This window comes from Alcaligenes nematophilus, assembly GCF_026344155.1.
Lineage (GTDB): Bacteria > Pseudomonadota > Gammaproteobacteria > Burkholderiales > Burkholderiaceae_B > Alcaligenes > Alcaligenes phenolicus.
On sequence record NZ_JAPKMZ010000004.1, the window covers coordinates 35,191 to 58,221 of the forward strand.

The window sequence follows — 23,031 nt, forward strand, 5'->3', positions numbered from 1 at the left end:
GCAGACTGCTTCCACCATTTTGTCTGTACTTCCAAGCCTGACAAGCAGACTGCGATAGTCATCACTTTCCGCCTTGCCCTCTCCTGCTCCTCCCTGCTCAATTCAAGCTCCTTGCCATCCCTATCATTAAGCGCAATCGTGTAGCATCGTTCCTCTCTCTATCCTTAAAACCCAGCTACTCATCAGGTGAACGCATGATCCATGGAAAAACCCTGGCGGCCTGGCAAGACAGCCATCCCCTTATCCGCGATCTGATCGCCCTGAAAGAAAGCACCTGGTTCAATCCAGCCATCGCCCCCACCGCCCAAGCCCTGGCAGATGTGGGACTGGACGCCAAGGATGTGCAGGCTGCCAGCGCGCGTCTGCAACGCTTTGCGCCGTATCTGAAGGCCGTCTTTCCAGATACCGCAACCAGCAACGGCATTATCGAATCCCCTCTCAAGCCCTTGCATCAGCTACGCCAAACACTGATTCAAGAAAACGTGCTGGAGCAGGCAGGGACCTTGCGGCTGAAGGCTGATAGCGAACTTCCCATTTCCGGTTCCATCAAAGCCCGTGGCGGCATCCATGAAGTCCTGAAACATGCAGAGGATCTGGCACTGGAAGCAGGCCTGATCACGCTGACGGACGATTACAGCCAGCTGGATAGCGAACAGGCCCGTACTTTCTTCAGCCAATACTCCATCGCCGTCGGCTCCACCGGCAACCTGGGACTATCAATCGGCATCATGAGTGCCAAGCTGGGCTTTAAAGTCAGCGTCCATATGTCTGCCGATGCCCGCCAATGGAAAAAAGACAAGCTGCGAGCCAACGGCGTCAATGTGGTCGAGCACCAATCCGATTACAGCGTGGCGGTGGAACAAGGCCGCGAACAAGCCTCCCAGGACCCGCGCTGCTACTTTGTGGATGATGAAAACTCCCCGGATCTTTTTCTGGGCTATGCAGTGGCTGCCGAACGACTGGCAGCACAGTTTCAGCAAGCGGGCATTGTTGTGGACGTGGACCACCCCTTGTTTGTCTACCTGCCCTGCGGCGTTGGTGGTGGCCCTGGTGGCGTAGCCTTTGGCCTGAAACTGATTTTTGGCGATGCCGTGCATTGCCTCTTTGCGGAACCGACCCACTCACCTTGCATGCTACTGGGCGTCTATACCGGTTTGCATGATGAGATCAGCGTACAAGACTTCGGAATTGATAACGTCACCGCCGCTGATGGCTTGGCCGTAGGACGCCCTTCGGGCTTCGTGGGCAAAGCCATGCAACGTCTGATCGACGGCTATTACACCGTCACGGACGAAGAGTTATACCGTTTGATGGTCATTGCCTACGAACAGGACAAGGTCAAACTGGAACCCTCCGCCCTGGCTGGCGTGCCCGGCATGGCGCGGGTATTGAACTCGCCTGAATATCTGCAGCGTATGGGTTTTACGCATGTTCAGCTGGAGAACGCTACCCACCTGGTTTGGGGAACGGGCGGCAGCATGGTGCCGGAGACGGAGTTTCAAACCTATCTGGATAAGGGGCGCAGCCTGTAAGCGGAAACAGACAGAACAGGCTCTCCGGCAAGACTGCGCCTGTTCAATCTTCTGACGTAGGGCCGGACATCAAACTCCGGCTCTTTGCCTCTGCCGCCACACACCGGGCGAGACTCCTTCCAAACGGCTAAAAGCACGGCTCAGGCTGGACTCATTGTCATACCCCACCTGCGCGGCAATTTGCCCTATCGTCTGCGAACCGGCTGCCAACAAAAGCTTGGCTTTATAGATACGCCAAGCCGTCAGATACGCCAAGGGAGCTTGCCCGACAGCCGCCTTGAACAAAGCAGAAAAGGTGGACCGGGACAGCCCGATCAGTGCGCCCATTTCCTCCACCGACCACGGATGCGCAATCTGCTGATGCACAGCTTGCAAGACCGGGGCCATCCTGGGGTCTCGAATACCCGCCAACAGCCCTGCCCCCAAGGAAGCACAGTGCGATAAAGCCCGCAGCACCTGAATGAACATCACATCAACCAGGCGGGCGTTAATCAGCTGAGTTCCGTAATCCCGGCTTTGCGCTTCGGTTTGCAGCACATGCAGGATGCTTTTTATGGCGGCAGCATCTTCCGCCCTCAAGCGAGTGTGTACCAAGGGGCCAAGCGCACTGAACAGGGGTTCGGCAGCCAACTTGTTGAAAGCAAAGCGGGCCGTCACGATTTCAGTCAAAGCTCCATCGCCCCCATGGATGATCGGCTCATCATGCGGATACCGAGCCAAAGTCTCACAGGAAACCAGCGGACTTTCCTTGCCGTCACACAGCGAGAATTGCACCCCTGGTTGAACAAGCATGCAGGTGTCCGCTTCCAGCAGCACGGGATCGGCCCGCTGCTCTCCCTTCAAATAACAAGCCCCTTTGCTGACAATCAACAGCCGCGCATACTCGCCGGTGTCAAAGCTGACGCCCCAAGGCGCACGCAGTTGGAAGCACGCATACAAAGCATGCTGCAAACGCATGCCATCCAGGATTTCATCAAAGGGGTTCATGACTATCAGACGATAAGACAGGAAAATTGGATTTTCAACTATAGATCGTCTGAAGCCTCAAGCCTAGCATGCTCCATGCAAGTATCAACAGGAGCATGCATGGACACCTACCGTTTTACAAAATATGGCAGTTTGGACTACCTGACACGAGGTCAGGAACCGCTTCCCGAACCCGGTCCCGGACAAGTGCGGGTTCAAGTCATGGCCTCGTCCTTGAACTTCAGAGACCTGTTGGTCATGAAAGGTACATTGCGCTATCCCACTACGCCAGGAGCTGTACCACTGTCAGATGCAGCAGGAATCATTGATGCCCTTGGCCCCGACGTGCAGCGCTTCAAGTTGGGCGACCGTGTCATCAACAGCTTTTTCCCGAACTGGTTCGGTGGCCCAGCCTACGCAGGCCGGGAGCAATATGGTGTTGAGCATGACGGCTGGCTGACTCAATATAAAGTCGTGTCGGCAGAGGCCTTGTCGCCTATGCCCGCCCATCTGAGTTTTGAAGAGGCAGCAACCCTGCCTTGCGCAGCCTTGACGGCCTGGTCCGCACTGGCCGGTATTAATGCAGGCGATACAGTGCTGACACAAGGAGCAGGTGGCGTGTCCATTTTTGCCATTCAATTAGCCAAGGCAATGGGAGCCTACGTCATCTCCAGCACTTCTTCAGACAATAAGTTCGACAAGCTGCTGCAGTTAGGGGCTGACCAGGTTTTCAATTACAAAGACACGCCAGAATGGTCCGAGCTTGTACGAGACTACACGCATGGCGAAGGCGTCAATCGTATTGTCGATGTCGGTGGTCCGGTGACAATTGCACAATCCATCAAAGCGATTGCTGTAGGTGGGCAAGTGTCCTTGATCGGCTCATTGGGAAAATCCGTGCCATCGCTGGATGTCATGGATCTGGTCTTTAGTCAGGCCAGCTATAAAGCCATCGGTGTGGGTAGTCGCAGTGATCTGGAAGCCATGAATCGAGTCATTAGCCAGCACCGGATCCATCCGGTAATCGACCGGGTCTTCGATTTCAACAACGCTCATGAAGCCTACCGCTATCTGCAACAGCGCGATCGCTTTGGAAAAATCGTGATCCATCACTAATGACGGAGCCCGGGCATAAGATAAATCAAAGCTTATTGAGAAGCAGTTGTAATACAATCGCGCCATGTCTGTCCAACGGCACTGCTCTCTCGTTAAAAATGGCATAGCCTGGCAAGTTCTTTTTTGCCTGGCGATCCTGTCATTTCTAAGCCGTTCGCTGGTCCCGGCAGGCTACATGCCCGATAGCTCGGGTGAACAGAATGGCTTCTTTTCCGTCACGCTTTGCGCCCCCGGAGGAACGCCCAGCACGATCTGGATGAGCCTGACAGGACAGGCCGATCCGCCGCAATCCAATGAACACGCAGATATACAGAAGTGCCCTTACGCACTGGTCCTGTCTCAAGTAGCCCTACCCAGCGCTGATATGGCAAGCCTTGATGTCCCGGTGGTTCACCAGCCTTTGTTGCTAGTACACCGTAATCAGAGCTTGCCGCCCCTGCCTGCCTTGGGGCCACCACTAGGGTCACGCGCTCCCCCTGTCAACCTTGCTTGATCTCTCGTCGTCGACTGTCGTATGTGCAGTCGCTTTTCAGCGAAGTCATTCAAGGTTTTTTTATGTCCATTTTTTGTGTTTCTGCACAGGCATGCGCCGTGCAGACCGCCCCTTTTTCGCCCTCTCGTCACTCGGCACAAACATCACCACGCACACGAAGCAGCATCCTGGCTCTGACCTTGCTGTTTTCCAGCTCCTGGACCAGCCTTGCTCATGCACAGACGCCGACACTGGCTCCCGTCATCGTCACTCCAGAGCGTGGTAAAAGTCTGACCGTTCCAGACCTGCAAAGCGCTCAAAAAACCATTGAACAAGTCGCGGGCGGGGTGGCGCTGGTGCCCGAGAGCGCCTGGCGTGACACTAAGGCCGCCACCGTCAAAGACATGCTGGACTACACACCCGGGGTGTTTGCACAGCCCAAATGGGGAGATGATGCACGTCTGTCCATACGTGGCTCGGGTCTGTCGCGGTATTACCATCTGCGCGGCATCAGTTTGTACCAGGATGGCATTCCATTAAATGACCCGGACGGCAGCAGCAATTTTCATCGCATCGACCCTACTGCCTACCGCTATACCGAGGTCTATAAAGGCGCCAATGCCTTGCAGTACGGAGCCGCTACTTTAGGTGGAGCCATCAACTTCGTCACCCCCACCGGCCATGATGCCGACGCCTTTCAAGGGCGTCTGGATACCGGTAGCTTTGGCTGGCGGCGCGTGCAACTTGGCAGCGGTTTTGCGGGCGAGAAGCTGGATGGCGTGATTTCCGGCTCCTGGCAAACTCAAGATGGCTACAGAGAGCAGAGTGCTGGCCATTCCTCGCGGGCCAGCGCAAACCTGGCTTGGCGGCTTTCAGACCGGTCAGAAACCCGTTTTTACTTGAGCGGCTATCAAATTCACCAGGATATTCCCGGCTCGGTCAGCCGCGATCAGGCTCTGAATAATCCACGGCAAGCTGCCAAAGCCAATAAAGAGCACGACTGGCAGCTCAACCTGGACGGAGGCCGCATTGCCAACCGCACAGTGCTGGTCATGGGAGAGACTCAATACGAACTGGGTGGCTGGTTCGAGCAAAGCTCACTACGGCACCCTATTTATCAGTTTGTTGATAGAGACACGAGCAGCTACGGCGCTTACGGCAGGCTGGTCAACACCAGCCCGCTTGCAGGCAGAGACAACCGCTTCACGCTAGGCTTGACTTGGTCGGCAGGCAAGATTGATGCTCAAAACTCTGTAAACGTAGGAGGCAAACGGCAGGAGAAGCTGTCTGCCAGCAAAGACAGGGCCAGCAACCTGAGCGCCTATGCCGAAAACGCCTGGAGTCTTGGTTCGGACTTGTCCCTGATTACCGGCCTGCAGTACATGCACGCCCAACGTAAGCGTCAGGACTTGTATAACGGCGGCCTGCCCGCCACCCGATCCGGGGACAAGAGCTACAACTTCTTCAATCCCAAATTAGGCCTGTTATGGGATGCAGGTCCGCAGTGGCAAATCTACGGCAATATTTCCCGCAGCGCCGAGCCGCCAACTTTTGACGACATGACGTTCTCGACCCGCAATGATCTGGATCGTCTGCAAGCTCAACGTGCCACCACCTTCGAAATAGGCACCCGGGGGGAAAACGGAAACGTGGCCTGGGACGTCTCCCTGTACCATGCCCGCGTCAAAAACGAGCTGCAATGCATCAGCGCGCCTTGGAACATTTGCGACAAAACCGTCAACGCAGATCGCACAACCCATCAAGGCATAGAGCTAGGTGTGCAATGGACGGCCGCTCGTAGCTTGTTGGTGCAAGGTCTGCAAAGTGACAGCCTGGACATTAAAGGCGCCTACACCTACAGCAACTTCAAATTCGACAATGATCGGGACTGGAACAACAATCAAATGCCCGGCGTACCCAAGCACTATCTTCGCGCAGAGATTATCTATAAACACCCTTCGGGCTTTCACATTGGCCCCAATGTGGAATGGGTGCCCCAGGCCTATTACGTCGACAACGCCAATACCACCAAGACCAGCTCCTATGCCTTGCTTGGCTTGCGAGCCGGATGGGAACTCGGCCCCTACTCCTTCTATATAGATGGCCGCAACCTGACAGATCGTCGATATATCGCCAGCGCCAGCATTACCGACTATGCCACAGCCTCCTCGCCCTTGTTCGAGCCGGGTACAGGGAGATCGGTCTTTGCCGGTGTGCAGATCCAGTATTAATTCCACTTTTTTTATCTTGCTAAGGGGTTTGTCATGCCCGTCAAATCGCCACTATCGCGCTTTACACGCCGGATCACTGCCTCTTGGCTGCCAACAAGTCAGCTAGGCACTCTGCTCGGGGCGACAGCCCCACCCTGTCTTTTATTAGCTTGAGAAACAAGGAGTCCTTATGAAAACCGCTTCACAACATCACCAGACCTTCAAAGTGGCACTCCATGGGCTTTTCTTCGCCATGGCTTTATTCATCTTGTTCGCTATGTTCACGGGCATGGCTCGCGCTGCACCATCAGAGGCCGATCGCATCTCCCAAGCCATGAAGGCGATTTGGGACAGCCCCGAAGCCCCTCTTGTGGTGGAGCCTATCGTAATCGAGGGTGACTACGCCCTGGCGGGTTGGACGCAACTGACACGTGGTGGTCGTGCGCTATTAAAGAGTCGTCATGGGGAATGGAATGTTCATATGTGCGGTGGCGATGGCTTGAACGATGTGGAGACCCTGACCATGGCAGGCATGAGCACTGAAGCAGCAGAACGCCTGGTCAAGAACTCCAGCGAGGCTGAAGCCAAACTGCCCGCCGAGGTCACCGCCAAATTCTCCACCTTTGGAGACAATATGGTGGTGGATCACAACCATCAACCCGACTAATCCAGGAAGGAGAACCCGCTGCGCAAGGACTGAGTCAACAAGGAATCAGTGCACCGGGCCGGATCGCCGGATCGCCGGGCCGCCGGATCGCAACTTGCCCTACTCAGTCTGAGTGTGGTCATGCCCGCACTGGCCACACTTCTTGCGCGGAAAGGGCGAATAACTGGTGAACAAGCTCTGGCTACCCATGAACGGCGACAAACCGCACTTTGGGCAAGTAAAAACGGTCATGGCTACCAAGCCCTGGCCCAGAACATAAAAGCCAAAGACTAAAAACCCGAAGGTCCCCAACACACGGTCGAACACAGGCAGCCCAAAATACAAGGCGACCAGGAGCAAGATATTGAACAAGGTGAACAGCCAGGCTTTTTTGTAGAGCGACATTAATGACCTTTTAAAACCAGCTCCCACAGCCAGGAAGTGATTTAGCGATTTAATTCAAGCGTGGACAGTTTACGGGATTCAGTCCGCATGGGAGAGGACTGAGCAAGCTGGTCACAATTTCGCCCCGGCCGTGACAAGCAGGCAGCTATCCCGCACAAACGATGAATGTTTCTGAATGCAATGTTCCGGCAATACCCATCCCTCATGATCTAGGATCTTCCAACAAAATCCCATTACGGACCATGAACCTCGCTTCCTTGCCCTCTCTTGTCCCAGCCCGACAACAGCTCCTGCGAGCCTTAGGTATCGCCCTGTTGCCCTTGGCCTTAGCTGCCTGCGACAGCGGCTCCAGCACAGGCGGCAACCACTCTTCCAAAGCCCCCGTCGTCACGCCACCGGTCACTGAAGAACCGGAACCACCTCGCAACACCGCCTATCTGGACAGCAAGGCAGGCGATGTCATCAAGGTCCGCATCGAAGAACTGCATCCCACCCAAGCGGCCATTGGCTACGATCAGGTTTACTACAAGCTGGGACGCTGGCAAGGCGATCTGGATCGGCCCACTTGGGCTAAGGACCCCAAACAGCAACTGGACTACCTGAATCGCACCATCGGCAAAAAGTTTGACGACTACTGCGAGGATATGGGCGGAACCGAACGTGCTCAAAAATTTCTGACCATCGCTGAGGCTCAAGCTGCCCGCCTGGACCAGCCCACCACCTATCTGTGCAAAGACCCTCTGGGCTCGCAAACAGAAAACCTGAAAACCGTGGTCGTAGGCTGGGACGGCAATCTCTATCTGACCGATGGCCACCACACCTTCTCATCCCTGCGCGAAATCCCGGACGGCGGCCCCAAACTGCCCGTCTGGGTAAAAGTCAGCGCCAACTACAGCGACATCCGCGAAGCGTCCGCCTTCTGGGAGCGCATGAGCAAAGAGAAACTGGTCTGGCTGCGTGATGGTGAAAACCAGACTATTACTGTCGAGCAACTGCCCACCCGCGTTGGGCTGGCCAGCGAAAAAGAAGCCGGTGGCATGCAGGAAGATCGCTATCGCTCCCTGGTGTATTTCACCCGCGACCTTGCCTATAAAAACGGCAAGCTGCCCGAATACGCAGAGTTTCTGTGGGGCGACTGGCTGCGCCGCCAAGCTTCTGAGGGCCAATTGGCCAAACTGGACGAATACTTGATGGCTCCACCCGCCACACCGGCCCAGATTCTGGCGGTGAGCACCTTGAACAAGGCCTTGCAACCCGGTGGTTCAAACGACAGCTACGCGGCTGCCGTGCGCGATGCAGCCTTGAAAATGACGGCTCTGAAAGACACGGATCTGGTCTTTGAAGACCGTGATGCAGCAGCTTTAGGCCGTATCGTCCTGGAACCGGACGCTGCCAGTGACTCCGACACTAAAACAGCGCGCGACACCCTGGAAGAACTGCCACGCAACGACGTCAAATCTGACGGTAGCCCACGGGGTGCAGGAAAGCTGTGGTTTGCAGTGAACTACCGCAATTGCGGCAAGCCTGCGGCGGGGACTTGCTGGGGGTGGTAATAAAGCTAGTCAGAACCTGATCAAATAAAAAGCCCGCAATGCGGGCTTTTTAAATAGCTAGACGCACCGCAACAACTTGGACTTTCCTCACTCTTGGGACAAGCGAGCAATCCCTTTCACCAATACTCATCAAATCAACAAGAATGCGTCCATCGCCATTCAAGAAAAAAATAGCTATGATCGACAGGCTATTGATTAAGGGAACAACAAATTGCTCTATGAAATAACATCAAGAAATTCATAAGGCGCAACGATTTACTGCGGAAAAATTCAAGAAAAACATCCTGAAATCTCCTGCCCCTATCAATCCTGAGAATATAAATCGAACGAACAAGCAATGACGACGAACGCAGTTCAAGCTTTGAGGACTTTACACAAGAAAAATTAAGCAAAAGAAGAAAAGGAGCAATTCGGCTCCTTATTTTTTAGAAATCAAGTAACAAAATTTTAGTTTGATAGAGGAAGGTGAGATAGCGTTATGAAAACAATCGCAGTTTTAGCTCTTTCGACCGTGTTGGTTGGTTGTTCTACTTATGCTGTTCCAAGATACAGCATCTCTACCGATACAGTAGTCGCTCTACGGGCTGTTGGCGATGTAAAGGCCAATGTTGGCGACTTCCGTAACGACAGTCCCACTAATAAAGACAGTCAGCCAGGGGAAATCATGTGTCGTGCAGTCGGGCCCATCAAAACACCTGATGGAGAAAGCTATGCCGACTATGTTCGCAAAGCGCTAATTAGCGAATTGATCATCGCAAATATTTATGAAAAAGAATCCACCCTTGAACTTACAGGCAGACTGACTACCCTGGACTTTGACTCCATGGGCGGAACATGGACAGTGGGTATGGAACTTAGCTCTTCAAATGGAAAGTCAATTGCCATCAACAACACCCATAAATACACCTCCAGTTTTTATGGTGAAACGGCATGCAATCAAACGGCACAGGCAGGCTTGGGTGCCATTCAGGATGCGATCCGCGCACTGGTTACCCACGCGGATTTCAAAACGCTTCTGGCGGAAGAATCCAAGTAGAGCAAACACAGGCACACAGCCTACAAATCATCTGTCTGACAGGGTTGGCCTCAATCCTTGCACAAGGTACACCCTGGAAAGCTTCCTGCAGCACAGACACCATTAAAGAAGCCAGGAGCCACCTTGCTCCTGACCTTTACAAGCAAATCATCATTGGAGAGATTATGAAGATAAGAATAGCCTTGATCGGAGCCACTGCTTTTTGCATGTCATCAGCCGCGTATGCTGCTGAGCTACCCCGATACGACCCAAACTCCTACTGTGAAAGCGTCTCCGCTGTTTCAGGAGGTTCGGCAATGATCACAAACGAATGCATCAAAATGGAGCAGACTGCCTACAACAACTTGAAAAGAATTTGGGAGTCTGTCCCTAGCAAGACAAGCACTTATTGCGACCGCGTGGCACGCACGACCGGCGGCAGTTATTCCATTTTAGAGAGCTGCATCGAAATGGAAATAAGCGAATCCGGTGCTCCCCAAAAGTTCCAGTTTTAAAACAGTCACTCCAAATAGATAAGCGGCCGTACGCAGATGACCAATCAAGCTCAAAACTCCCCCATCATTCTTCATGAATGCACCGTCCTGGGCGCTCCCGGATTTCCGTTTCTACCCGGCGATAGTGTCAATCTCGTTTTTGAAGGTGACACGGTAAGCTGCAACTCGGCTACCAGAACCATCCCCTTCTCTCTAATCGAAGTGGCCGATCTCTCTGTCAATGGTCCCGGCACAGTCGTAAGCGGCGGAGGTTTTATTGGAGGTGGATTCGATGTCGATGGGGCACTGACCGGGATGGCAATAGCAGGTGTCTTGAATGCTTTAACCAGCAAGAAAACGACACAAACATTTATTGTTTTGACCACGAATTTTGGTGAACTCCATCTGCACTACAGCCTGATGGAACCCACAGCGCTACGCATATTTCTGGGCGGTATCTTTGTCCGCCTGCGCTTTCTGAACACCCAATGGCGCCATGAAAGAGCAAGAGTGATCGAGGATCAACTGATCAGCGGCACAATTTCTGACGCAGAAGCAGAAACCTTCAAGGCAAGACTGCTCTCTTCGCCAAATTGGCCAGACCCGGCTCTGGAAGCAGAACAAGCGCGTCGGGAAAACAAGCGGCTTGCTGACCTCGGTCCTAAAGGCACATGTCCAAATTGCGACCAAATAATCCCTTTGCTCAGCGAAACCTGCCCGCATTGCCGGGCGAATTTTGGAGAATACGCCTCCTGGAGCGTTATTCCTTTGAAAGCCTGATCCTGCTCTACCCGCCATTGGCGGGTACATCCCATAAAACCACTACACTAATAAAAAAAGACCTACAGCAACAATGCTGTAGGTCTTTTTAAATTTGGTCGGAACGGAAGGATTTGAACCTTCGACCCCTTGCACCCCATGCAAGTGCGCTACCAGGCTGCGCTACGCCCCGAAAGAATTAAACTATAACCCTGTTCTTCCTTTCTTGCAAGTGTTTTTTAGATTTTGTCTTTCGATTCGAGATTATTGATAGTTAATCTCGGTGCCGATTGAAATCCACACTTGTCTGAACAGGCGGTCTGATTTTCGAAGCTCATTTTACCGAGCTAATCCGCATCAAAACCGTGAAGGCAGGAGTATACCTACTTGGGTAAAAAATGCAAAGCTATTGTGAACAGGCCCGCCCTTCTGATTGCATGATTCGCCATTGAGACAGGCTGGGGCCACCGGGATACAGCAGGCGCTCTGCCGGCAAGCGCTCCCATGGCAGGTCTGTCGTGCGCATGGAAACGCCTCCCGGGGCGGCTCCGACAATGATACGGTCGCTGATACAGCCAAAGTCCGCCCTGAAATGTACAGCGCTTTTCAAGACCAGTATCTTCATTTGCTCCGGCTCTATCCCCACAAAACGGAACATGCTTTGATCTGCCATTTGCGACTTGTAGGAGGCCAGAACGATACGCACGCCCTCTATGCGCAAACAGGCACTAGGCCCCAGGTTCATGGCACAACCTGCGTAGTACGGGCCGGTGGCGGAGAACTGGCCATCGGATACGGACTCGATATAAAAGCGTGCATGCAAGGGCATATCGCCGGGGACACCGGATTTACCGCCCAGAGACAGTTCGATGGTTTTACCGGCACCTGCCTGGTGGACCAGAGCAGCGCTTTCCGGATCCACGATCAAGCCTAAAGCCGTATCGGATACCTTGGCTTTCAGCAAGGCACGCAAGAGCCCACAGGTATCGGAGCTAGCACCGCCGCCGGGGTTATCGTGGGCATCGGCAATAATCACCGGGCCTTTGCCGGGATGACTCAGCGCCCATTGCACAGCTTCGTCCGGTTCGTACAGCTTGCCTTGAAAGCCTTTGGCTTTATCAAGCACCTCGTCCAGAAAGCCTGCTAAACGGCTATCGGCTTCTTCCTGCGTCTGCGCATAGGCCCACAAAACCGCTCCGCATTCGGGCACGTCCGCAGCAGGAAAGCCCATGGCGAACGACACGCTCCCCTCGCCTTCTATTTCCTCCAGCGATGACAAGTGACGGTACAGGCTGGCAGCTGGTTCCATGTCGGTGCTTTGCCAGATCGCTGGGATCAGGAAGGGTAGTCGATGCCAGGCCAATTCAGGGCGACGACCGCTTTGCAGACATCGCATCAGCGCCTGGAAAGTACGCTCACCCGTTTGCCCCATATCCACATGCGGGTAGGTTTTGTAAGCCACCAGCATATCGGCCTGCGCCAGCATGGTGTCGCTGACATTGGCGTGCAAGTCCAGACTGGCGACCACCGGTACATCCGGTCCCACCATCTCGCGCACCAGAACCAGCAAATGCCCTTCCCCATCGTCCCTGTGCTCGGCCACCATGGCACCATGCAAATCCAGATACACGGCATCGACGGGCAGAACCTGCTCCAGACGGTAAAGAATCTCCGCCACAATCGCCTCGTAGGTCAGAGCCTCGACAGGCGCAGAGGGGCTGGCGGCAGCCCACAGTAGCGGGACGCACTGAACGCCGGCCTGAGCAGCCGCTGCCATGAAACCCGCCGCCGGGATGTTGGCACCACGCAAGGCAGGTTCAATCGCCTCTGCCCGGCACATTCCCGGCCAGCCGCCCCCATGCTCAAAGTCCGCCATCGTTGCCATGGCCGGGCCAAAGGTATTGGTCTCGTGCTGAAAACCCGCTACTGCAATACGCATCACTTGTCTCCGATTGCTCTTACGCTTGTCCCGCCAGTTGAAGGCAAAGCTGTTCGTAAATGTCCTTGGCCCCCAGAACATCATCGATAGCTACCGACTCGTCTGCCGTATGCGCCTGTGCTTCCTCGCCCGGCCCCAAACCGATGGTGGGAATGCCACGTCGCCCGGCGGACTCGGAGCCATTGGTGCAAAACCACCAGGTATCCATTTCCACCACACGCCCAGCTTGCTGGACCGCTTGCACCATGGCTTGGGCCAAAGGTGCCGACTCATCCAGTCGCCAGGCGGGCAAGTCCCGCTCCGGGCTGGCCTGCTGACCTGTATAGGTTTGTACCTGACTGTCCACCAGTTCCAGCGAAAAGCCCTCCACGCCTGCCGCTTGCAAGCATTGCTCCATTTGCTTGAGTACCGACTCACTGCTTTCCCCCACCAGGGTGCGGCGGTCAAAACGCACGGTAACGGAAGAAGGAATCAGCGAAATGGAAGGATGCGGGTCGGAAATAATGTCAGTAGGCACCAACAAGGCTTGGCCGACTTGCGCATCCTTGGGCAAATCCAGTGTCTGCAAAGCAGAAATAGCTTTGGCTGCTGCCTGAATAGGATTCACCCCCAGATGAGGCAAGGCTGCATGCGCTGGACGGCCTTGCAGACGCAACAGAATCTCCTGCCGCCCTTTCTGCCCAACCATGATGCGCAAACGCGAAGGCTCACAAATCACCACGGCACCGGGCGTGCATTGTTCCAGAGCATGAGACAAGGCATAGCCTTCAATCACTTCCTCCATCACGCTGGCCGACACCGCAATGCGCTGCGTCAACCTGCCTGAACGGGCGGCCGCTGCAGCTCCACACAGAGCAGCGGCCAAGCCTGCCTTCATGTCACTGGTGCCGCGCCCATACATACGGCCATCCTTGATCTGCGCTCCAAAAGGCTCCACCGTCCAGGTTCCAGCAATAGGGACCACATCCATATGAGCATCGAATAACAGCGCCAGCGGGGCCTGGGCCGGGCCCACAAAGCCCAGCACCGAACCTTTTTCATCAACACTGATTTGATCAAAGCCCAAGTCCCGCATGACTTGCTGCACAAAGTCCGCCATGGCCTGTTCCTGCCCGGACAGGCTGGGAATGCGCACAAAGGCCTGTGTCAGGCTGACGGCGTCCCAGGCCAGATCCATTTGCTTGTGTTCGTTCACGCCCATGGCACCACCGCTCCACGTTGCGAGCTGATCAAACCATAAGCCTCTGGTCGACGATGACGCTCAAAGTTGAAGGTCGTGCTTTTGTAGGAATGGCACAGATCCAGATCGCAGCGGGCAATGGCCAGCTCGTCACCCTTGGTCGAGCAAGCCGCGACAATCTCGCCAGACGGTGCAATAATCGCGCTGCCACCAATCATCTCGATACCCTCCTCACTCCCCGCCTTGGCCACCCCTACCACCCAGGTGCCGTTCTGATAGGCCCCGGCCTGCATGACCAGATGGTTATGGAACATGGACAGATCGTCGTGCTCCGGGGCGGGCGGGTTGTGAACCGGCGTGTTGTAGCCCAACATGACCATTTCCACGCCCTTCAAACCCATGACGCGGTAGGTTTCTGACCAGCGGCGGTCGTTGCACAAAGCCATGCCCATCACGCCCCCAAAGGCCGACCACACGCCGAACTCGTGGCCGGGTTCAAAGTAGTATTTCTCCAGATGCTGGAAAGCACGCCAGGGCTCGTCCTGGCCGTGACCGGGCAAATGCACCTTGCGATACTTGCCCACAATCGTGCCGGTTTTATCGACCAGAATGGATACGTTAAAGCGACGCTTGACGCCGTTTTCAATGACCAGCTCGGCATAGCCCAGGTAGAAACCTATCTGCAATTTGGCAGCGGCATCAAACAAGGGCTGGGTGTCCGGCCCCGGCATCTGGGTTTCGTAAAAACAATCAAAATCGGAAATATCCTCGCTGAACCAGCGCGGGAAAAACGTGGTCAGTGCCAGCTCGGGAAACACCACCACATCAACATCCATTCTCTTGGCCTGATGCAAATGGGCCAGCAAGCGGTCAACCACCTGCTTCTTGGTTTCGTTGCGCGCGATAGGACCCAGTTGGGCCGCAGCTACATTGACAAACCTGGACATGAAATATGAACTCCATCAACAATTAAGATCCGCCCTGGGCGGGATTCGGAACGCCCGGCCCCTCTCAATCAAGGGCCAGAAATCGAAAACAGACTGCGCGCCGGGCTGCGCACAAGGCTCAGCCCCCAGCTGCGCTGACACGCGCATCAATCAGGCATAAGCACAAAAATTCTGAAAATCCCAATGCACACCGGGTGCGGATTCCACCAGTTCACGGGTGTAAGCCTGACTAGGCTGGCTAATGACACGGCCTGGGTCCCCGGCCTCCACAATCCGGCCTTTTTGCATCACCACAATGCGATCAGAAATCTGGGCCGCCACCCTTAAATCGTGCGTAATAAACAGGATGGCCACACCAGTTTTGCGCTTAATATCGACCAGCAACTTGAGCACTTGCTCTTGCACCAGCACATCCAGCGCGGACACGGATTCGTCCGCAATCAGGACATCCGGCTCCATCACAATGGCGCGGGCCAGACAAAGCCGTTGCCGCTGACCACCCGAAAATTGATGCGGATAGCGTTCCAGCACATCCGCGTCCAGGCCGACAATGGACAAGACTTCGGTCACGCGTTCAATGGCAACTTTGGGATCTACACCGATGTTGTGCATGCCCTCGGTCAAAGACTGGCCAATCGTCACGCGAGGGTTCAAAGAGCGATACGGGTCCTGAAACACGATTTGCACTTTGCGCCGCTGCGCCAGGCTGCGATCCTTGCAGGCGGCGGGTAAAGTTTCACCGTTCAGCGTGATCTGCCCTGAACTGGCCTCAACCAGGCCAATAATGCAGCGCGCCAAGGTGGACTTGCCCGAGCCGGACTCCCCCACTACGCCCAGCACTTCATCTCGGCGGATATCCAGATTGATATCGCTAAGCGCATGCATCTTGCGACCTTTGGAGAACCAGCAATCCGAACCATAGACCTTGCCCAAACCACGGGCGCTCAGCACGATCTCGTTTTGCACTTCCTCTTTTGCAGGCGGATGCACATTGGGAACGGACGCAATCAGGGAGCGGGTATACGCTTCTTTGGGATTGGACAAAATCTGCTGACACGTCCCCATCTCCACACTATCGCCACGCTTCATCACCAGAATCCGGTCAGCAATATCGGCCACCACACCAAAGTCGTGCGTCACAAAAATGACCGAGGTGCCGCATTCGCTTTGCAGTTCCTTGATCAGACTTAGAATCTGCTTTTGCGTGGTCACGTCCAACGCCGTGGTAGGCTCATCCGCAATCAACAAACGTGGCTGCAAGATCAAGGCCATGGCAATCATGATGCGCTGGCGCTGACCGCCGGACAGCTCATGCGGATAGGCCATGAAGAGTTTTTCCGGCTCCGGCAAACGCACGCGCTCCAGCATATTGATCACACGCTGGCGACGCTCCTGCCGGGAACTGTTCTTTTCGTGGATACGGATCACTTCGTCGATCTGCTCGCCCACCCGCTGCACCGGATTCAGCGCGGTCATGGGCTCCTGAAACACCATGGACATGGCCGAAGCCCGCAAGGACAGCAAATGCTCCTTGTTCATGGTCAGCAGGTTCTCGCCCATCAGCTCGATACTGCCTTGGCTGACACGCAAGGTATCGGGCGGCAACAAGCCCATGATGGCAAAGGAACTCAAGGATTTGCCCGAGCCGGACTCGCCCACAATGCAGAGGGTCTCGCCTGCATACACATCAAAGCTGAGCTTGTTCACCAACTGGCGGGGATTAGTCGCTTTAGTTTCGATGCACAAGTCCTTCACCGACAAAACACAGTGGGGCTTGGTCGTAGAGGTATTCATTGTTATGTCTCCTGCCCTCGTCACTTACAGCCGTGTGACCAGCTTGGGATCCAGAGCATCGCGCAAGGCGTCGCCCAGGACGTTGATACTGAGAATGGTGATGGACAGCACAATGCCGGGGTACAGCACGATGCCGGGAATCAGCTGAAAGTACAGACGACCTTCGGCAATGATGTTGCCCCAGGAGGCCATCTCGGGAGGGATGCCCGCCCCCAGGAAACTCAAGATCGCTTCCAGCAGCACCGCCGAGGCAAACACATAAGTTCCTTGCACAATCAGAGGGGCAAAGGTGTTGGGGAACATATGGCGCGACAAGATCACGTAGGCCGAGGTCCCCACTGTCATGGCCGCTTCCACATAGGGCTCGGAACGCACGCTAAGGATCACGCCCCGCACCAACCGTGTCATGCGTGGGATCTCCGGGATGGCAATGGCGATCAGGACCGTGGTCAGGCTGGCACCGGACACCGACACCAGCGCAATGGCCAGCAAGATGCCAGGGATAGCCATCACACCATCCATCACTCGCATGATGACGGCGTCCAGACGGCGGAAGTAACCCGCCAGCGAACCCAGAATCACGCCAAAGAACACGCTGATGGCCAGGACACCGAACCCCACCATGAAGGACACTTGCGCCCCATACACCACGCGGGAATACAGATCCCGACCCAGTGCATCCGTCCCCAGCCAGAACTGCTCGGAAGGCGGTTGCAGACGCACACTGGGGTCCAGTTGGGTGGGATCTTGCGTACCCAGAAACGGAGCAAAGATCGCCATGGCGGCCATCAGGATCAGGAACAGCAAGGCAGCACGGGCCGAATTGCTGGCGACCACTTTCTTCAATTTGTTGAGCTTTTGCATATTGTTCTACCTGTAAAAAACGAGGGCTCAATAATCGATACGGGGATCGACCAGCATGTAGGAGATATCAATCAGCAAATTCACCCCTACATACACCAGCGAAAACAGCACGATCAGGCTCTGAATCACCGTAAAGTCGCGCGACAGCACCGCATCCAGCACCAAGCGTCCCAGCCCCGGAATGTTGAAGACCGATTCGGTCACCACCACCCCGCCGATCAGCATGGTGATGCTGATGCCGATAATCGTCAGGATGGGAACTGCCGCATTGCCCAGGGCATGACGTGTCAGGACACGACGCTCGTTCAAGCCTTTGGCACGGGCGGTGCGGATGTAGTCCTCGTTCAAGGTGTCGATCACACTGGTGCGCACAATGCGGGTAATCAGGGCGATGTACACCGTACCCAGGGACACCGCCGGCAGAATCAAATGCCGCAGGTGTTCCCACAGGCCTTCACTCAAGGGCTTGTAGCCCTGTACCGGCAACCAGCGCAGCTCCAGCGAAAACAGCAGGATCAACAAATAAGCCACGATGAATACCGGCACGGAAAAGCCCGCCACCGACCCTGCCATCACAAAGCGATCCAGCGACTTGCCTCGATACCAGGCCGAGCACACCCCTAGCGGAATGGAAATGGCCAGGGTGTAGGCCAGGGTCAACAAGGTCAGCGAAACCGTAGGCCCCAAACGATCCAGCACCAGATCCTTGACCGGGCGGCTGGAGATCAGGGACGTGCCAAAGTCCCCTTGCACCATGCTGCCCAACCATTGCACGAACTGCACCGGCACTGGCTGGTCCAGCCCCATCTGATGACGGATTTCCGCGATCTGTGCATCCGTCGCGTTATCCCCCGCCACCAGAACAGCAGCATCGCCATGTGTCATGCGCAGGACCACAAAGATCACTAGCGCCACAATCAGCAATACCGGGATGGTGGCCAGTACGCGCTTGAAAATAAGCCCAATCATCGCTTCTCCACATTCCAGAAGACCGGAACCGGCGTTTGCAGAAAGCCATTCAGGTTCTTGCGCACGGCGCTGACCATCTTGAACTCACCCAGAGGAACGATCACACCTTCATCCATGATGTGTTTTTGCAAGTCCGTGGCCAAACGCCCCAGCTCGGACTCGCCACTGGCGCGGGCAAATTCCATGCGTGTCTTTTCAATGGCAGGGACATCCGGCCAGCCAAACCAGGCCTTGTCGCCGTTGGAGGCCACCGCCATGAAGCTCAGCGGATTGCTGACATCCACCAGCCCGGAATAGGTGGTGATGATGCTCCAGCCCCCCTCTTGCACGGGACGCTTGGAGGTGCGGCGAGTCTGCACGGTTTGCCAGTCCATGGCTTCCACATTGACGGTGAACCCGGCATTGCGCAGTTGCTGGGCAATCACAGGCACCACGGGCGAAGTCAGGAAGTCGGTGGGATGCAGCAAGACCACGGGCTCGCCCTTGTAGCCGGCCTGCTCCAGCAGCTTTTTCGCACCGGCAGCATCCCCCTTGAAGTAGGCTTCAGAACCGGCTTGTGACGGGAAAACGCTGTGGCATCCAAACACGGCACCACACGTTTCAAAGTATTCCGGGTTGCCCACTTGCGCCTGCATCAAGGGCTTCTGGTTCAGCGCCATCATGGCGGCCTGACGCACTTGCTTGTTATTGAATGGCGGCTGCAGGAAGTTAAAGCGCATCTCGGTCTGCGCGCCCCGAGCCGTGGAAGCATTCAGAACAATGTCCGACTCGTTTTGCAGCAGGGGCAAGAGGTCCAGCTGAACCTGATCGATCACATCAATCTCGCCACTGCGCAGCGCGTTCACCCCGGTCATGGCATCGGGCATGGCCACCCAACGCACACGATCTACCTTGACCTGTTTGCCACCGGCCAAACCGCTGGCAGGCTCATTGCGGGGCACGTAGTCCGGGTTTTTCTCGAACACAGCCTGCACACCTGGGCGATATTCCTTCTCCACAAATCGGAATGGTCCCGAACCCACCGTAGAAGTAATCGCCTGACTGACCGGCGTGCGTGCCACCTCCTTGGGCATGACAAACAAGGGCAAGGAACTGGGTTTGCCCATGGCGCGCAACGCGATGTCGGTCGGGAAAGAGAACTGCATCACAAAGGAGCGGTCATCCACGACCTCCATCTTGGTCAGGAACTCCGTCATGATCTGGCCCATCTTGTCCAGCTGAATCCAGCGCTTGATGGACTCGACCGCATCTTCAGCCGTTACGGGCGAGCCGTCATGCCAGCGCAGGTTCTCACGCAAAGTCATGGTGTAGGTCTGGCCGTCCTCGGACACTTTCCAGCCTTCCAGCATCTGGGGTTTGACCTGCCCTTGTGCATCTTCCGCCAGCAAGGTGTCGTACACCATATAGCCGTAGTTGCGCACAATGTAGGAGGTGGTAATGACCGGGTCCAGGGAGCGCAAGGGCGCTTCCATCACGGCGGTCAGCGTGGTTTGAGCACTGACAGCCACGGGGGCAATAGCGGTGATGGCAAGGGCAGCCCAGACGGCGGCTAACGATTTCGCAGGACGCAAGCGGTCCTTAAGCAGGTTGCTCATGTTTTGTCTCTCCAGGTAGTTAAAAGCGGTCCGCCTTTGCTCTTGTGGCGGCGGTCCCGTCATCAGGGATTTACTGCTTATTCACGGGCCAGCTCCACCAAGGTCGATAGCAGAATCGAACATCCCGCTATCAGGTCTTTATCGTGGGTAAACTCTGCCGGGTTGTGGCTCAAACCACGTACACTCGGTACAAAAATCATGCCTGTGGGGCAGGAGCGAGCCAGCATCTGCGCATCGTGCCCGGCACCGCTGGGCATGCGCTTGACCGAGCAGCCCAGATCCTTGGCGTGTTGCTCGACCTTGCTGATCAAGCGTTCATCAAACTGCACCGGATCAAAGCGGGCCAAATGGCGATGCTTGATCTGCACACCCTCACGCTCGGCCGCCTGTCGGGCAAAATCCAGCACTTCCTGCTCAGCCTGATCCAGGCTGGCCTTGTCCACATTGCGCAAATCCACGGTGAACACGGCTTTGCTGGGGATCACATTGACCAGATTCGGAAACAGCTCGCAGCGCCCTACTGTGCCCAGTTGCGGCGGGCCGTAACGCTCAGTCAACTGGCGTACAAAACTGCCAATTTGTTGCGCCACGACACCGGCGTCATGTCGCAAATGCATGGGCGTGGTGCCAGCATGGTTGGAGACACCTTGCACCTCGAACTCCAGCCAGCAAATCCCTTGCACGCCAGTCACGGCACCAATATCAATACTTTCGTGTTCCAGAACCGGACCTTGCTCAATATGCAGTTCCATATAGGCATGCACATCAGGTTGGCCGCAAGGCATGGAACCGGCGTAGCCAATACGCTCCAGGTTCTCGCGCACGGTCGTGCCGTCAATGCCCACGGTGTCCAGTGCCTCTTGCAAGGACAAGCCACCTTGAAACACCAGGCTGCCCATCATGTCCGGCGCAAAGCGCGCGCCCTCTTCATTGGTAAAGGCCACCACTTGCAAGGGACGATCCAGCTGCACATCGGCATCATTCAAGCTGGCCACCACTTCCAGTCCAGCCAGCACGCCCAGATTGCCGTCGTAGCGTCCGCCAGTACGCACGGTATCGATGTGCGAACCCGTCATGACCGGCGCCACATCCAGACGGCCAGCGCGTGTCCCGATAATGTTGCCGATCTGATCAATCTCCACACTCATGCCCAGATCACGCATCCAGCTGACCACCTGATCGCGGCCAGCCTTGTCCTCGTCCGTCAGGGCCAGGCGGCACACACCGCCCCCGTCGATCGAACCAATCTGCGCCAACTGCGCGATACGCTGCAGCAGACGTTCGCCATTAATGGCTAAACAAGTGCTGGCTGGGCTGTTCATACCGGCTCCTGAGCCAGCACTTCTTTGGCGCTCATACCGACAATGCGCTGATACAGCTCTGCATCGGTATCGCCTTCGCTGGCAAAAAACATAATTTGGCTGTTTTCATCAATACCCAATGCCTGACGCCAGTCCGCTTGCTCGCATGCAGCCATGCAAGCCGCCACACCGGCCACGGCAGACTCACCCGCCACAATCGGCGCATCACCTTTATCGGCACGGGCTAGACGGCGCATGGTTTGCAAGGCGGCATCGTCTTCCAGCGTCATATAGGCATAGGTGCCGGGATCCAGAATTTCCCAGGCCAGCAAGGAGATTTCGCCGCAAGCCAGACCGGCCATCACCGTATTCAAATCACCGGTGACCGTGACGGGCTTACCTTGAACAGCACTTTGGAACAGGCAATCGGCCTTGTTGGGTTCCACCACAATCAAGCGAGGGCGCTGCGCTCCCAGACGCTCCCACATATGGGCGCATACAGCGGCAGCCAAACCACCCACACCGCCCTGAATAAAGACATGAGTCACCGGCTTGCCCGAAGCAATCTGATCCAGCGCTTCCTGCACCATCACGGTGTAGCCCTGCATCACATCCTTGGGCACATCCATATAGCCCGGGTAGGACGTATCGGACACCACAAAATAGCCATGCTCTTTGGCATCTTCAGCAGCCTGGCGCACCGAATCATCGTAATTGCCGGGCACGCGCACTACCTTTGCCCCGTAAGAGGCAATGGCCTGCTCACGACCAGTACTGACATGTTCATGGATATAGATCACGCACTGACAACCAGCATTCTTCGCCCCCCAAGCCACCGAGCGGCCATGATTGCCATCGGTCGCGCAGGTCACGGTCAAACCAGCAATAAAGTCCTTGTAGGCAGGACTCTTCAGATCATCCAGCGTCAGGCTGGCATTGCCGGTATGAGCTTGCAACTGACGCAACAGCAAACGATTGACGGCATAAGCACCGCCCAAAGCCTTGAAGCTGCCCAAACCAAAACGACCGGCCTCATCCTTGTAATACACCCCGCCCACCTTCATCTGCGCGGCCAGGCCGGGCAAATGACGCAAAGGCGTAGGCGCGTAACCAGGCCACTGCACGATGCTGGCCTGAGCCTGCTCGAAGGCGGCTACCGACAAAATCGATTGCAAGGAAGCGTCGTATTCCTGGCTGTCCTGAACGCAACGAGGGTTCAGATACAGTTGCACCGCGCCTTGCTCCCGAACGGCATGTTTGTTCATGTCTGCTCC

Annotated in this window: 20 protein-coding genes and 1 tRNA gene; 9 read left to right on the forward strand and 12 right to left on the reverse strand. The window is 55.8% G+C overall.

All coding sequences use genetic code 11. The features are described 5' to 3' along the window. Window positions 1-194 precede the first annotated feature (194 nt). On the forward strand, window positions 195-1,532 hold the full coding sequence (locus OSH04_RS11405) for a D-serine ammonia-lyase (protein WP_266108492.1): 1,338 nt from the start codon (window positions 195-197) through the stop codon (window positions 1,530-1,532). Between the two features lie 69 nt (window positions 1,533-1,601). Here the strand turns inward: OSH04_RS11405 and OSH04_RS11410 are convergent, their stop codons facing one another. Further along, window positions 1,602-2,519, reverse strand: a complete 918-nt coding sequence (locus OSH04_RS11410; RefSeq protein WP_266108493.1) for an AraC family transcriptional regulator — start codon at window positions 2,517-2,519, stop codon at window positions 1,602-1,604. Between the two features lie 99 nt (window positions 2,520-2,618). On the opposite strand from OSH04_RS11410, the gene OSH04_RS11415 reads away from it, so the two are divergent. The 4 genes from OSH04_RS11415 to OSH04_RS11430 all read left to right on the forward strand — a co-directional run bounded on the left by OSH04_RS11415 (window position 2,619) and on the right by OSH04_RS11430 (window position 6,963). Continuing rightward, entirely contained in the window at window positions 2,619-3,614 is a 996-nt protein-coding gene (locus OSH04_RS11415; protein WP_266108494.1) for a zinc-dependent alcohol dehydrogenase family protein, read from the forward strand. A gap of 64 nt (window positions 3,615-3,678) precedes the next feature. Next, window positions 3,679-4,107: a DUF2946 family protein gene (locus OSH04_RS11420; protein WP_338150064.1), complete on the forward strand. Its 429-nt coding sequence runs from the start codon at window positions 3,679-3,681 to the stop codon at window positions 4,105-4,107. A 62-nt stretch (window positions 4,108-4,169) separates the two neighbouring features. Continuing rightward, window positions 4,170-6,317: a TonB-dependent receptor family protein gene (locus OSH04_RS11425; RefSeq protein ID WP_266108495.1), complete on the forward strand. Its 2,148-nt coding sequence runs from the start codon at window positions 4,170-4,172 to the stop codon at window positions 6,315-6,317. Between the two features lie 169 nt (window positions 6,318-6,486). Next, complete coding sequence (locus OSH04_RS11430) at window positions 6,487-6,963, forward strand: copper uptake system-associated protein (RefSeq protein ID WP_083053569.1); 477 nt, start codon at window positions 6,487-6,489, stop codon at window positions 6,961-6,963. Window positions 6,964-7,062: 99 nt separating this feature from the next. Here the strand turns inward: OSH04_RS11430 and OSH04_RS11435 are convergent, their stop codons facing one another. Further along, window positions 7,063-7,347, reverse strand: coding sequence for a hypothetical protein (locus OSH04_RS11435; RefSeq protein ID WP_137430454.1), 285 nt, complete (start codon window positions 7,345-7,347; stop codon window positions 7,063-7,065). A gap of 242 nt (window positions 7,348-7,589) precedes the next feature. Here OSH04_RS11435 and OSH04_RS11440 point away from each other — a divergent pair, with 242 nt between their 5' ends. From OSH04_RS11440 to OSH04_RS11455, 4 genes are all read left to right on the forward strand, one after another. Then, window positions 7,590-8,900 carry a ParB/Srx family N-terminal domain-containing protein gene (locus OSH04_RS11440; protein ID WP_266108497.1) on the forward strand — a complete coding sequence of 437 codons (1,311 nt, stop codon included), beginning with the start codon at window positions 7,590-7,592 and terminating at the stop codon, window positions 8,898-8,900. Between the two features lie 478 nt (window positions 8,901-9,378). Beyond that, window positions 9,379-9,936, forward strand: a complete 558-nt coding sequence (locus OSH04_RS11445; RefSeq protein ID WP_266108498.1) for a hypothetical protein — start codon at window positions 9,379-9,381, stop codon at window positions 9,934-9,936. Between the two features lie 296 nt (window positions 9,937-10,232). Continuing rightward, a complete protein-coding gene (locus OSH04_RS11450) occupies window positions 10,233-10,430 on the forward strand; it encodes a hypothetical protein (RefSeq protein WP_009454246.1) in 198 nt (65 codons plus the stop codon). Window positions 10,431-10,466: 36 nt separating this feature from the next. Then, window positions 10,467-11,189 carry a hypothetical protein gene (locus OSH04_RS11455; RefSeq protein WP_115633612.1) on the forward strand — a complete coding sequence of 241 codons (723 nt, stop codon included), beginning with the start codon at window positions 10,467-10,469 and terminating at the stop codon, window positions 11,187-11,189. Window positions 11,190-11,284: 95 nt separating this feature from the next. On the opposite strand, the gene OSH04_RS11460 is transcribed toward OSH04_RS11455, so the two are convergent. The 10 genes from OSH04_RS11460 to OSH04_RS11505 form a co-directional block, all read right to left on the reverse strand. Then, a tRNA-Pro gene (locus OSH04_RS11460) sits at window positions 11,285-11,361 on the reverse strand. Between the two features lie 213 nt (window positions 11,362-11,574). After that, window positions 11,575-13,107 (reverse strand): M81 family metallopeptidase, encoded by a 1,533-nt coding sequence (locus OSH04_RS11465; RefSeq protein WP_266108500.1) that lies wholly within the window; start codon window positions 13,105-13,107, stop codon window positions 11,575-11,577. Between the two features lie 19 nt (window positions 13,108-13,126). Further along, a complete protein-coding gene (locus OSH04_RS11470) occupies window positions 13,127-14,308 on the reverse strand; it encodes a YgeY family selenium metabolism-linked hydrolase (protein ID WP_266108501.1) in 1,182 nt (393 codons plus the stop codon). Beyond that, the gene (locus OSH04_RS11475; protein WP_035273239.1) at window positions 14,299-15,234 is read right to left on the reverse strand and encodes an N-carbamoyl-D-amino-acid hydrolase; all 936 of its coding nucleotides are present in this window, start codon (window positions 15,232-15,234) and stop codon (window positions 14,299-14,301) included. Before OSH04_RS11475 ends, OSH04_RS11470 begins: the two co-directional genes overlap by 10 nt. Before the next feature lie 150 nt (window positions 15,235-15,384). Beyond that, a complete protein-coding gene (locus tag OSH04_RS11480; protein WP_009454330.1) occupies window positions 15,385-17,028 on the reverse strand; it encodes a dipeptide ABC transporter ATP-binding protein in 1,644 nt (547 codons plus the stop codon). Window positions 17,029-17,052: 24 nt separating this feature from the next. Next, complete coding sequence (locus OSH04_RS11485) at window positions 17,053-17,892, reverse strand: ABC transporter permease (RefSeq protein WP_009454332.1); 840 nt, start codon at window positions 17,890-17,892, stop codon at window positions 17,053-17,055. A 27-nt stretch (window positions 17,893-17,919) separates the two neighbouring features. Next, the gene (locus OSH04_RS11490; protein ID WP_009454334.1) at window positions 17,920-18,861 is read right to left on the reverse strand and encodes an ABC transporter permease; all 942 of its coding nucleotides are present in this window, start codon (window positions 18,859-18,861) and stop codon (window positions 17,920-17,922) included. Next, on the reverse strand, window positions 18,858-20,456 hold the full coding sequence (locus OSH04_RS11495) for an ABC transporter substrate-binding protein (protein WP_035273244.1): 1,599 nt from the start codon (window positions 20,454-20,456) through the stop codon (window positions 18,858-18,860). The genes OSH04_RS11490 and OSH04_RS11495 overlap by 4 nt, the downstream gene beginning before the upstream one ends. Before the next feature lie 77 nt (window positions 20,457-20,533). Next, window positions 20,534-21,778: a Zn-dependent hydrolase gene (locus OSH04_RS11500; RefSeq protein WP_266108502.1), complete on the reverse strand. Its 1,245-nt coding sequence runs from the start codon at window positions 21,776-21,778 to the stop codon at window positions 20,534-20,536. After that, a complete protein-coding gene (locus OSH04_RS11505) occupies window positions 21,775-23,022 on the reverse strand; it encodes a diaminopropionate ammonia-lyase (RefSeq protein WP_247966856.1) in 1,248 nt (415 codons plus the stop codon). The genes OSH04_RS11500 and OSH04_RS11505 overlap by 4 nt, the downstream gene beginning before the upstream one ends. Between the last annotated feature and the right edge of the window lie 9 nt (window positions 23,023-23,031).